Raw genomic sequence first — 12,934 nt, 5'->3', positions numbered from 1 at the left:
TTATGAGCACGTTTACCATTTTTTTGATCCTTATTATAATTGTCTGTTTTTTATTGGTCCTGGTCATTATGGTACAGAACCCTAAAGGTGGCGGGCTATCCTCTTCTTTTGGAGGTGGGGGCAGTCAAGTAGTCGGCGGTGTAAAAAAGACCGGCGATTTTCTCGATAAAAGCACATGGACCTTGGCCATCCTGTTGGTCGTTCTGATTTTGGCTTCCAACGTGGCCCTTAAAGGCAATTTTGGCACGAGCGACTCCAAGCTGCTCAACGGCGGGGACATCGAGACGGTCGTTCCGGAAACAGTACCGGAAACCGTGCCCGAAGAGGCACCGGCACCAGCGGCCAATCCGTCCGACAGCCTATAATTACGGTACAAAGCATAACAAAAATGCCAGCTTAATGACAAGCTGGCATTTTTGTTTTAACAATGTGTCAGTTTTTATCACGTGGCATAATTTCTGCCAAGTAGCAGAGGAGATTAATATTATTTCAAACTAAAAACTATAAATATGGCAAAAGTGAACATTAAACCATTGGCCGATCGAGTACTTATCGAGCCTATGGCCGCCGAGACAAAAACTGCGTCCGGCATCTACATTCCCGACACAGCAAAAGAGAAGCCACAACAAGGCAAGGTGGTAGCTGTGGGACCTGGCACCAAAGATGAAAAAGTTACCGTTAAAGTCGGCGACACCGTTCTCTATGGCAAGTATGCAGGTACCGAACTCAAGCTTGAGGGCGTAGATTACCTTATGATGCGCGAAAGTGATGTTTTGGCAATAATTTAAGCTAGCACCATTTCTATAAAAACACAACCCGAATTCCAAATAAACAACCTAACCCGGTAGTACTCGTTATTTGGAGTTTTTAATAAAAAAAACAAGTTATAATTATGGCAAAAGATATAAAATTTGATATAGACGCCCGTGATGGCCTCAGGAGAGGTGTCGATGCGTTGGCTAATGCAGTAAAAGTAACCTTGGGCCCCAAGGGTAGAAACGTAATCATCAGCAAGTCTTTCGGTGCCCCACAGGTGACCAAGGACGGTGTTACCGTTGCAAAGGAAATCGAACTGGCCGACGCCCTTGAGAACATGGGTGCCCAAATGGTGAAGGAAGTCGCTTCAAAAACCAACGACCTGGCCGGTGACGGTACCACTACCGCTACCGTCCTTGCACAAGCGATCGTAAAGGAAGGTTTGAAGAACGTCGCCGCCGGCGCCAACCCAATGGACCTAAAAAGAGGTATCGACAAAGCCGTTGATGCCATAGTGGAAAACTTGGCCAAACAATCTAAAAAAGTTGGCGATTCCTCTGAAAAAATCAAGCAAGTGGCTTCGATTTCGGCCAATAACGACGACACCATCGGGGAATTGATTGCCGAGGCGTTCGGAAAAGTTGGAAAAGAAGGCGTTATTACCGTAGAAGAGGCCAAAGGTACCGACACCTACGTCGATGTTGTCGAAGGTATGCAATTCGACAGGGGCTATCTTTCTCCCTACTTTGTTACCGACTCCGAAAAAATGACAGCCGACTTGGAGAACCCATACATTTTGTTGTATGACAAGAAAATCTCGGCCATGAAGGATTTGCTTCCTGTTTTGGAACCCGTTGCCCAATCAGGCAAGCCCCTATTGATCATTGCCGAAGATGTTGACGGCGAAGCTTTGGCTACCTTGGTGGTAAACAAATTAAGAGGTTCGCTAAAAATCGCAGCCGTAAAAGCCCCTGGCTTTGGCGATAGAAGAAAGGCCATGTTGGAAGACATCGCCATTCTTACCGGAGGTACCGTAATTTCGGAAGAAAGAGGTTTCTCTTTGGACAACACCACATTGGATATGTTGGGTACTTGTGAAAAGGTCACCATCGACAAAGACAACACGACCGTTGTAAACGGAGGTGGCAACCAAAAAGACATCAAATCCCGTGTCAACCAGATCAAATCGCAAATAGAGACCACTACTTCCGATTATGACAAGGAAAAACTTCAAGAGCGCTTGGCCAAATTGGCCGGTGGTGTTGCCGTACTTTATGTAGGCGCCGCCTCGGAAGTTGAGATGAAAGAGAAGAAAGACCGAGTCGACGATGCATTGCATGCCACTAGGGCTGCCGTCGAAGAAGGTATCGTTGCCGGTGGTGGTGTGGCCTTGGTTCGTGCCAAGACCGTATTGGACAAGGTAAACGTTGAGAATTCGGACGAAGGAACCGGACTTCAGATCGTGGCCCGTGCCATTGAAGCACCACTTCGTACCATCGTAGAAAATGCAGGTGGCGAAGGTTCTGTCGTTATCTCTAAAATTTTGGAAGGCAAGGCCGACTACGGATACGATGCCAAATCGGAACAATTCGTCGAAATGATGAAAGCCGGTATCATCGACCCCAAAAAGGTAACCCGTGTCGCCCTTGAGAATGCCGCTTCAGTTGCCGGTATGATCTTGACCACCGAGTGTGCCTTGACAGACATTAAAGAAGATGCTCCTGCCGCACCACCAATGGGTGGAGGTGGAATGCCAGGCATGATGTAGTAGCGAGGCACCACAGCCGATTATAAATCGGTTTGTGCTTCAATATTATAATATTAAACCGCTCTTGAACGTACAAGAGCGGTTTTTTTTATGTCCCTACACCAAACAAAAAAACCATCCTTTTTTAAGGGATGGTTTTCCTGTCCGACGTCCAGACCCTACCGGGTCGACCGACTACTTCTTTCTAGGAGCAGCTTTCGGAGCAGCCTTTTTACCGGACTTTGCCGGTGAAGGCTTGGCAGATGGTTTACCTGCATTCTTTGCTTGTGCCATAGTTTCTATAATTAAATAAAGCAAATCTAAGGTAGGCTACATTTTGTCACGTGATATCCGCTTTGGGAAAAAATTAACCAAAAATAATTCGCATAGGCCAACCTTGCCCGAAACCCGACATAAGAAACTAATTTACAGCACCATAATTTTAGTGATGCCCGCTATCATCGGTATTGTCTTCCCTATATCGACAACAAGGGTGCACACTCTCATAGGCCTCTTCGGTAGCCTTGAGCTCCTTGGTATCGTGTCCGACGGCCACGATGGCCGATTTAATTTTCATGGGGTCCGTTTTTCGTTCATCCATGATAAGGGACAATTGATGTGAAGCTATATCCCATGAAGCGTACTTGACCCCTTTTACATTAAGGGCCGCCTTTTCTATACGCGCCTTGCACATGGCACATTTACCGTTGACATCAAAGGTCATTTTCTTGTTCTTGTCCTGTGCAAATGTCACCATGACCATAAGGGTCATTACCATTGTTACGATCGTTGTCTTCATATTATTTGTGTTTGTTTATAGTCCTTAAATCTTAACCCTGAATCCGCCATAGAACATTCGGCCCATTATAGGCGCGTATATGATAGTGGTATCAAAATTAGGGCCAAAGGGATCATCGGCCCCCAATACCGGATTGTCTTGCTGTACGTTCGACAGGTTTTCAGCCCCTACATATACTTCAAACGCATTTGAGAACACTTTTGTTATCTGGGCGTTCATATGGTTGTACGGCGACGAATATGCGGCCAGTTGATAGGCCACAGGGTTTGAGGCGGTGTTGGGCAATCTCTTTTCCCCCATACTGTGCAGGGTATAGTCAAATTTCCACTGCGAACCGTTTTCCTTCATCTTGGTCTTATACCCTAAATTGGCAAAAAGTCGATGCTGGGCCTGCAAGGGCTTTTGCAATCTACCGCTCTTGTAATCCGTCGACACATCGTAATACTTATAAGCCGTACGAAAATCAAGTCCTGTCAAGAGTTCGTAATTTACCTCAACCTGAAAACTTTTCGCCTTGCTATCGCCATCCAAATTGTAGAAGGACACCTCTTGTGGGTTTTCCCAATCGACGACCACCTGGTTCTTAAAGTCGGTTATATAATAATCGAGGGCGATGTCGCCCTTTCTGTTCAGAAAATTGAACCCTTGCAAGAAACTCACTCCGTAGTTCCAGGCATCTTCGGGCTCCAGACCGTAAACCTCCCCTCCTTCGTTCAAGATATTGATTTGCCGCGACGATGCGAACAATTGCTGGTTTTCGGCAAAGATGTTGGCCGCACGCTTGCCCCGCCCGAAAGACCCCCTTAGGCTCCCCTGCCCCCATGGCGTATAACGTATATGGAACCTCGGGGTTACAAAAGTGCCCAACCTATTATGGTTGTCTACACGAAGGCCCGCCGTCAAGCTTACCTTTTCCAGATTCTCGTAACTGTACTCCATAAAAGCACCAACGGACCTGTCTTCGCGTGAGTAATCCGCCGTATTCACCAGCTCATCGTAGCCGTCATAGGCAAAGGAAAGTCCTGTCTTAAACTTATTTCGGGTATCGCCGATAATCGAATTAAAGAGCAAATTGGTGTATATGCTCTCATGGTTGATATCATAGGTCCTAAATCCAAAGTACGAATCCTGCTTATGGAGGCTATAGGCCGTTTGAAAGCCGAAACTCTGAAAAGGCAATTCAGGAAAAACGTAGCCCAGTTTCAAGGAAGTATCGAACCTTCGGGTGTTGATTTCACTACCCCATGCATGGGTCGTAAACTTATTGGTGCCAGGATTAAAATCTACCTGCCCGACCTGCTTCCCATCATTCAAGAACCGCACGTTAAAAAAGCTCACCCATCCCTTTTCGGGATCTTGATACTGCCATCGGTTCATTACATTGATCTGGTCGGCCAGGGGAGCATCGAGAAAGCCGTCTCCGTTATCATCTTCCTTTTGGGTTCTTTTGTTTCCGTGAATATACAGTCCAGTACTCCACTTTTCATTAAGCTTTTTATTGAAATGCGTATTCAGCTCATAGCGTCCGTTTTCATTCCCATACCCATTCACAAAAAGGGCATTGTCGGTAAGGGGTTTTACCAACTCGGTATTGATCTGGCCCGAAATACTCTCATATCCGTTCACTACACTTCCGGCCCCCTTGGTAATCTGGATACTTTCGATCCAGGTTCCGGGCGTAAAGGTGAGGCCGTATGCCTGCGAAGCCCCACGGACCATAGGAATGTTTTCTTGGGTAATCAATAAATACGGACTGGTCAATCCCAACATCTGGATTTGCTTGGTGCCCGTTAAACCGTCGGACAGGTTCACATCTATGGCAGGGTTGGTCTCAAAACTCTCCGCCAAATTACAACAAGCTGCCTTTAGCAGTTCGGCACTGTTTACCGTAACCACGTTCTGCGGACTAAAATAGGCTTTCTGAATATCGTCCCGTTGTTGCTGCACTACCACCTCATCCAAGGTATTGGAAGCCTTTAACCGCAACCGAAGTGTCTTGGGGGCGTTGACCGTTAAGGTATCGGACTCATATCCGACATAACTCACGATCAATTTATTGTACTCTTTTTTATAGGGAATGGAAAATTTTCCGTCAATATCGGTTACCACCCCGATCTGGGAATCCATCCAATACACGTTGGCACCCGGAAGCCCCGGTTCATTTGACGCCCCCGAATCGACAACCATTCCTTCGACCTTTTCCTGTGAAAAAGCCAACCACGGCAACAGGGTCGCCACCCATACAACTATATATTTATTCATTTATATTTTATTCAATACTATTCATCTATTTTTTTGGTCCGCAAACGCAAGGCGTTCGCTATGACCGAAACCGAGCTAAAGCTCATGGCCAAGGCCGCAATCATGGGCGACAACAACAAGCCAAATACCGGGTACAATACCCCAGCGGCTATCGGTATGCCCACCGTATTGTAGATCAAGGCGAAAAAGAGATTCTGCTTGATATTTTCCATAACCACACGACTCAACCCATAAGCTTTTACAATACCGTGTAAATCGCCCTTTACCAAGGTAATCGCCGCACTTTCGATAGCCACATCGGTACCCGTGCCCATGGCGATGCCCACATCGCCCTGGGCCAATGCCGGCGCATCATTGATACCATCTCCGGCCACGGCCACTTTTTTTCCTTGGGCCTGCAGACGCCCTACCTCGGCAAGTTTGTCTTGCGGAAGCATACCCGCCTTAAAATCGGCCAGGTTCAATGCGTCGGCAACCGCCTTTGCCGTATTCCTGTCATCACCTGTCAACATAACCACGGCGATACCGGAATCCTGCAATTTTTGAATGGCCTTTTTACTGGTTTCCTTGATCTTGTCGCCAATCACCACATATCCTGCCGCCTTATCGTTTACTGCCAGATACGACACCGTCTTACCTTGTTTTTGATATACCTCGACCTCGGATTTTAAGGCCTCGGAAATAAGGACTCCGGACCCGACCATCATTTGCCCATTGCCCAAAACCACGGATTCACCACCAATTTTCCCCCGTACCCCTTTTCCGGTAACGGAATCAAAATCAAGCACCTTTAAGACAGCTACGCCCTGGGCCTTACCGTATTGCACGGTAGCATCGGCCAGCGGGTGCCCACTGTATTGGTTCAAGGAAACGATATATTGCAATACCTTGTTGCTGTCAAAACCGGCAACTGCATACAGCCCTTCCACCGAAGGCCTTCCCTCGGTAATGGTCCCTGTCTTATCTATGACCAGGGTATCTATCTTGGCCATACGCTCGAGGGCCTCGGCATTTTTTATCAAGACGCCCGATTGCGCCCCTTTGCCAACACCTACCATTACCGACATCGGCGTAGCCAGACCCAAAGCACAGGGGCAGGCAATGATCAATACGGCAATGGCATTTACCAAGGCATAAACATAGACGGGTTCGGGACCAAAAATGACCCAAACTATAAAGGTGGCCACCGAAACAAAGACTACCGTCGGCACAAAATAACCCGAGATCTTATCGGCCAGTTTCTGAATGGGTGCCTGACTACGACTGGCCTTGTTGACCATATCGATAATCTGTGAAAGCAAGGTCTCCGCCCCCACTTTTTCGGCCTTCATCACAAAAGACCCCTTGCCGTTTATGGTTCCCGAATGCACCGTAGCGCCCTCCTCTTTTTGAACAGGTACCGGCTCACCCGTAATCATGGATTCGTCCACCACACTTTCACCTTCGGTAATAATTCCGTCCACAGGAATTTTATCCCCCGGCTTTACACGAAGCAAATCGCCCTTTACGATCTGGTCGATGGCGATGGTCTCTTCTTTACCCTCAACAATACGAACGGCTTTATTGGGCGCCAATTTGAGCAACTCTTTTACCGCACTGTTGGTTTTGCTATGGGCACGGGCCTCTAAAAGCTGACCGAAAAGTACCAGGGTCAAGATAACCGTGGCGGCCTCAAAGTACACATGTACCGTACCCTGATCCGTTTTGAACTGGGGCGGAAAAAAATCGGGCACCAAAATGGCAAAGACACTGAACAACCATGCTACCCCTGCACCGATACCGATCAAGGTGAACATATTGAGGTTCCATGTTTTTACCGATCGGTAGGCCCTTTCAAAAAACATCCATGTAGCATAAAAAACCACTGGAATCGAAAGGCCGAACTGGATCCAATTCCAATATTTCCGTCCCAATACATCTTGTAACGGATTGCCCGGTATCATATCGGACATGGCAATGATAAAAATGGGCAAGGTAAAGGCCACGGCGACCTTAAACTTGTGCAACAATTTAGTATAGGTCTTTTCCTCCGCGGAAATATCGGCCTGTTTAGGCACCAAGTCCATACCACAAATCGGGCAATCGCCCGGGGCATCACGTACAACTTCAGGATGCATGGGGCAGGTGTATTCTTGGGCACTGCTTGGCACCGCACTTACCTCTTCCACCAAATCCATTCCGCAAACCGGACAATCACCGGGTTCGGTGTAGGTTTTATCGCCTTCACAGTGCATGGGGCAATAAAAGACCCCATTGCCATTTTCTACCTTCCTTGGTTTTTCAACTTCATGATGATGCGCCCCTAGCTCGTGAATGGAATAGTGCCCACCATCTTTCTGCATGGCCTCTTGCAAATCGGCCAAGGACAATTGATCGTCCATTTCCACAACCGCTTCGGCCTTTTCCAAATCGACCGACACCTTGGCCACCCCCTCGATGTTCGACAAGGTCTCCTCAACGTGGGCCCTACAGCCGTTACAGCTCATTCCGTGAATACGATAGGTCTGTTTCATTCTACCTTCTTTTAACACGCCACAAAAGTACGGTCGCCCGTCTGCAAAAGTTTGACGTATTATGGTTAAGATTTATACAATTCGGTCCAAGGGTTTGCGTTGCCAATCTTCCGATTCCTTATAGGCCGACATCGACAGGCCGGTAACCGCCTTAAATTGCCGGGCCAAATGACTACTGCTCTTGTACCCCAAGGTGTAGGCTATCTGCGAAAAGCTCAAATCGTTCATTTGGATCAGCTCCTTGGCCCGTTCTATTTTCAGGTTGATAACGTATTTTTCGACCGAAATACCTTCTGTTTTACTGAAAAGCTTGCTTAAAACCGAGTAGTCTTTGTTCAATTTTTTGGATAGAAAAGACGAAAGGTTTTCCTCTTGCCTCCTCCCGTTCGGGTCGACAAAATCGATAAGCGTCGATTTCATCTCCTCGACAAGAACTTGGTTCTTGTCGAGGATAAGCTCAAAGCCCTTCGCCTCGAGTGCCTGTCCCAGCAATCGGTAATCGGGAGCGGGATCCGCCCCAAGGGTCACCGCACCGAGCTCAACCTTGACCAAGGTAAGGCCCAAGTCCTTGACGGATTGGGAAACGACCATTTTGCATCGGTCGCACACCATATTTTTAACATGAATGACGATCTCCATTTTTAGTGTTTTTACAAGATTATAAGAATCTGAAACGAATCAAAGAACATCGATATACCATCGACCTTACTTTATAAATACGGATAGGAAAAAAACTAAAATGGAATCAAATCAAGAAGACGTCGTCGAGCAAGTGAATGTCTTTGACAATTTTGGGAGGAATGTACCGTTCGTGCGGAACCGGATGCAAGCTTAGGGGTTCAAGGGGAGCGAACCACGAAGAAGCGCAAGCCATCAAAAAGTAGCCTTGCCCCAAATCGACCATATAACCGGGCGAAGTTGTGGCATCGTCCTGACCTTCCCATACGATAACCTTATCGTCGCAGCACGATTTTTTTTCGACCGTCTCCCTTGAGTCGGACATAAAGGTCATATCCATACCACAATCCTCGACATCAACAAAAAGAGAAACATCCATCAAACGCCCCATGCAATAGTGTTTTTCGACCTTCCACGAAGTGGTCGAGGCCAGTAAAAACAGGGCCATAACACATGAAAATACGCGATGTAGCTTTTCTTTCATCAGTACAAAAATAGCAAATAATCAAATGTTTACGAAGTTTATCCCCACCTTTAGCCCATGCCTTCCCTTTCTACATCCTTTTCCTTAGGACCAAAAACAAAGTAGTTTTTAAGAACCCTGTATAATTTTACACCGAGTTTTGAGTTATATATACCTACGGAACTACCGTAGGACAATTCTTGTACACCATTAACTTAAAATTTAATATCGATTATGAAAAAAGAGCTACTATCGAAAATTTCATCGGGAGTGATCATTATGACACTCGCGCTGTTCATAACAAGTTGCAGTAACGACGACGGCAATGTTTTTGACACCCCCGACGACACCGACCAAGAAAACCCGGACGACGACACGTTAGAAGATGTGGCGACCCTTGTCTTTAACGAGGGCGACCCCTCAAACGACATTGTTGTGGCCGAAGCCAGTGGCGAAGCCGGTGGCGAGGTCGAAGGACGCGTTATTTTTACATCGACGAACACCACGCAAAGAAGAATGTACATTACCCAAAATGTAGGGGGTACCGGCGACATGCCCTTCAACAATTTCGACCTTGACAGCGACGACTTAAAAAAGGCAACTAAGGCCGACGGGTCGATCGACCTCGACGGTGCCACCAAAAAGGAAATAGATTTTACCTTTAGCCTTCCCGTACCCGACATCGACAATGGCGAAATAGTATACAGCTTTTGGACGACCACCGGAAAGGGCGACTTTAGGGACCCTACCAAAAGATTGGCCTTGGGTGTAGGTACGATTACCGTAACCGTGGGCAACGGCACCAACCCTACCGCAGAGGTAAGGAGCTTTAGCGACGTCAAGCTATATGCCCCCGCCCAGGACGGCAATACAGAATCGTTCTTCTCCTTCCTTAACGAAGAGGTCTACCGAATCGATGAAGGCCCCGAATTCAGGGCTTTTTGGGATTTTGGTTATTATTACACCACCGATGCTTATTTTGCTTCGACAGCTACATACGACGATTCTTTTGGTTATCCCGTAGAAGGTTTGAAACCCGGGGAGGATGAGGAGAACGCCGATACCGAAACGTTGAACGAAACCTATTTTGAACTTTCGACCCTCACTAGTTCCGGATTTGACAACATTACCTTGTCCAGTGAACTTGATTTTATTGTAAAATCAGATTACCAAACAACGGGCAAATTGGTCGTAGGCGATGTCATTGAGTTCGTTGACAACTATGGCAAAAAGGGCCTCATCAAGATAAAGGAGATCAACCCCGGCTACGACAACGACGACTACATCGTCTTTGATGTAAAGATCCAGCCTTAACCGGGCGCAACATAACATATACATACGAGAGGGTGCCGTTGGGCACCCTTTCCTATTTTGCAGGTATCGGAAAATGAAAACCCGGGGCCGCTATTTTAATTGCCCCCAAAGACCTATTTTTGCCCAAAACGAAAATTATGTTCGAATCGTTACGGCATAAGACGCTAAGCCTACTATCGGCCAATGAACTATCAGTCGACGAACGGCTGCAAAAGGTCTGTACCCTTTTGCGGGAAACCGTGCCCCACTACGATTGGGTGGGTTTCTATTTTAAGAACGGCGACAAGGAAGAGCTTAAGCTAGGACCCTACGCCGGCGCACCAACGGACCACACCATTATTCCGTTTGGCAAGGGCATCTGTGGCCAAGTAGCGGTATCGAACCAGAATTTCGTGGTGCCCGACGTCAAGGCCCAGGACAATTATATCGCCTGTAGTATTACGGTAAAGGCCGAGATTGTAGTTCCCTTGTTCGTCAACGGCGAGAACATCGGGCAAATAGACATCGACTCGAACACCCCCGACCCCTTTACCCAAGAAGACGAGCGTTTTTTGGAGTTTGTCAATGCGGAAGTGTCGAAGTTGTTGAAAGACAAGGAAAAGGCCCTGTAGCGAACCTTCCATCGGCCATGGCCCCGTATACCCCTCTACCAAGAATCTGGGGCCTTCTGCAGCCCATTTTTTCGTCCGACCCGAATTGACGGGCCCGAGGCGTTCAAAACTTCTGCGTATTTGTTGATAACCTCAGCGGTTTTTAAGCTTTAAAAAATTACTTTTGCGTGTCATTTAATCTGTTAACCACGCAAACAACATGAGCACTAAAAAAGCTACTTCTGCCCTAATTTCCGTATTTCACAAAGATGGCCTTGAGCCCATTGTAAAAAAATTCGACGAACTCGGTATTACCATTTACTCTACCGGTGGCACCGAGAAATTTATCAAGGAACTGGGTATAGAGGTAGTTCCCGTCGAAGACGTTACCAGCTACCCATCCATTTTAGGCGGCCGGGTAAAGACATTGCATCCCAAAGTCTTTGGCGGAATACTCAACCGTCAGGACAACGAGACGGATGTTGCCCAGTTGGCGGAGTTCGGGATACCACAGATCGATATTGTGATCGTAGACCTATACCCCTTTGAGAAAACCGTGGCCAGTGGCGCATCGGAGCAAGACATCATTGAAAAAATCGATATTGGCGGAATCTCTTTGATCAGGGCCGCCGCCAAGAATTATAAAGATGTGCTTTGCGTATCGTCAATGGAAGATTATGACGATTTTCTCCAGGTGATTTCCGAAGGCGACGGAAGCACCACCTTGGAAGACCGCAAACGCTTTGCCACCAAGGCCTTTAACGTATCCTCCCATTACGACACGGCTATTTTCAACTACTTCAACCAAGGGAATACCCCGGCATTGAAAATAAGCGAAACCAACGGAAAAGTGCTTCGCTACGGAGAGAACCCGCATCAAAAAGGATATTTTTACGGCGATTTCGACGCGATGTTCGACAAGCTGCACGGCAAGGAATTATCGTACAACAACCTTCTGGACGTCGACGCGGCCGTAAACCTAATGAACGAGTTTAAGGGCGATGCCCCGACCTTTGCGATACTCAAGCACAACAATGCCTGTGGCCTTGCCCAGCGCGAAACCATTCACCAGGCCTATGTAGACGCCTTGGCCGGCGACCCGGTATCGGCCTTTGGCGGTATTTTGATAAGCAACGTGGAAATAGACAAGCCTACCGCCGATGAGATCCACCAATTGTTCTGCGAGGTGGTCATAGCCCCCAGCTATGCACCCGAGGCCCTAGAGGTGCTAAAGGGCAAGAAGAACAGGATCATTTTGGTGCAAAACGATATTGAACTGCCCGGCACCCAAGTAAGAACCTGCCTTAACGGCTATCTGGTACAGGACAAGGACTACAAAACGGACACCATCGAAGACCTGCGTTACGTTACCGAAAAACGGCCTTCACAAGAAGAACTCGATGACCTTATTTTCGCTTCCAAACTTTGCAAACACACCAAATCGAATACAATCGTCCTGGCCAAAAACAAACAATTATGCGCTAGTGGCACCGGACAAACGTCTCGCGTAGACGCTCTAAATCAGGCGATTCACAAGGCAAAACACTTTAATTTCGACCTGAACGGAGCCGTTATGGCCAGCGATGCATTCTTCCCTTTTCCAGATTGTGTAGAAATTTCGCATAAAAATGGTATTTCGAGCGTTATACAGCCGGGCGGGTCTATTAAAGACCAATTAAGCATCGATTATTGTAATGAGAACAATGTGTCAATGGTGATGACGGGAATCCGTCATTTCAAGCACTAATTTTACTACATTTGTCGATGAACAGCACACCCCAATCGAGCTAGTAACGTAACCAAAGAAAATTA

General features: G+C 47.2%; 11 protein-coding genes. 6 read left to right on the top strand and 5 right to left on the bottom strand.

The genetic code is table 11. From position 1 onward, the window contains the following. The first annotated feature begins 2 nt into the window (after window positions 1-2). From secG to groL, 3 genes are all read left to right on the top strand, one after another. Window positions 3-365 carry a preprotein translocase subunit SecG gene (gene secG / locus BUB37_RS05015; protein ID WP_072989869.1) on the top strand — a complete coding sequence of 121 codons (363 nt, stop codon included), beginning with the start codon at window positions 3-5 and terminating at the stop codon, window positions 363-365. A gap of 144 nt (window positions 366-509) precedes the next feature. Then, window positions 510-788: a co-chaperone GroES gene (locus tag BUB37_RS05010; protein ID WP_072989409.1), complete on the top strand. Its 279-nt coding sequence runs from the start codon at window positions 510-512 to the stop codon at window positions 786-788. 104 nt (window positions 789-892) lie between these two features. After that, entirely contained in the window at window positions 893-2,524 is a 1,632-nt protein-coding gene (gene groL, locus BUB37_RS05005; RefSeq protein ID WP_072989405.1) for a chaperonin GroEL, read from the top strand. A 421-nt stretch (window positions 2,525-2,945) separates the two neighbouring features. On the opposite strand, the gene BUB37_RS05000 is transcribed toward groL, so the two are convergent. The 5 genes from BUB37_RS05000 to BUB37_RS04980 form a co-directional block, all read right to left on the bottom strand. Then, entirely contained in the window at window positions 2,946-3,302 is a 357-nt protein-coding gene (locus BUB37_RS05000; RefSeq protein ID WP_013992530.1) for a heavy-metal-associated domain-containing protein, read from the bottom strand. Between the two features lie 24 nt (window positions 3,303-3,326). After that, window positions 3,327-5,564, bottom strand: coding sequence for a TonB-dependent receptor (locus tag BUB37_RS04995; RefSeq protein WP_072989401.1), 2,238 nt, complete (start codon window positions 5,562-5,564; stop codon window positions 3,327-3,329). Window positions 5,565-5,581: 17 nt separating this feature from the next. Then, on the bottom strand, window positions 5,582-8,077 hold the full coding sequence (locus BUB37_RS04990) for a heavy metal translocating P-type ATPase (protein ID WP_072989398.1): 2,496 nt from the start codon (window positions 8,075-8,077) through the stop codon (window positions 5,582-5,584). A gap of 72 nt (window positions 8,078-8,149) precedes the next feature. Further along, on the bottom strand, window positions 8,150-8,716 hold the full coding sequence (locus BUB37_RS04985; RefSeq protein ID WP_072989395.1) for a helix-turn-helix transcriptional regulator: 567 nt from the start codon (window positions 8,714-8,716) through the stop codon (window positions 8,150-8,152). A gap of 106 nt (window positions 8,717-8,822) precedes the next feature. Then, window positions 8,823-9,239, bottom strand: coding sequence for an HYC_CC_PP family protein (locus BUB37_RS04980; protein WP_094766531.1), 417 nt, complete (start codon window positions 9,237-9,239; stop codon window positions 8,823-8,825). 213 nt (window positions 9,240-9,452) lie between these two features. Here BUB37_RS04980 and BUB37_RS04975 point away from each other — a divergent pair, with 213 nt between their 5' ends. From BUB37_RS04975 to purH, 3 genes are all read left to right on the top strand, one after another. Then, a complete protein-coding gene (locus BUB37_RS04975; RefSeq protein ID WP_244526732.1) occupies window positions 9,453-10,532 on the top strand; it encodes a hypothetical protein in 1,080 nt (359 codons plus the stop codon). A 137-nt stretch (window positions 10,533-10,669) separates the two neighbouring features. Beyond that, complete coding sequence (locus BUB37_RS04970; protein ID WP_072989391.1) at window positions 10,670-11,143, top strand: GAF domain-containing protein; 474 nt, start codon at window positions 10,670-10,672, stop codon at window positions 11,141-11,143. Between the two features lie 199 nt (window positions 11,144-11,342). Beyond that, on the top strand, window positions 11,343-12,869 hold the full coding sequence (gene purH / locus BUB37_RS04965; RefSeq protein WP_072989388.1) for a bifunctional phosphoribosylaminoimidazolecarboxamide formyltransferase/IMP cyclohydrolase: 1,527 nt from the start codon (window positions 11,343-11,345) through the stop codon (window positions 12,867-12,869). Window positions 12,870-12,934: the final 65 nt, after the last annotated feature.

The organism is Pseudozobellia thermophila, from assembly GCF_900141855.1.
Lineage (GTDB): Bacteria > Bacteroidota > Bacteroidia > Flavobacteriales > Flavobacteriaceae > Pseudozobellia > Pseudozobellia thermophila.
Note: the sequence above shows the minus strand (reverse complement) of the source record. Positions and strands in the feature narration are given on the sequence as shown.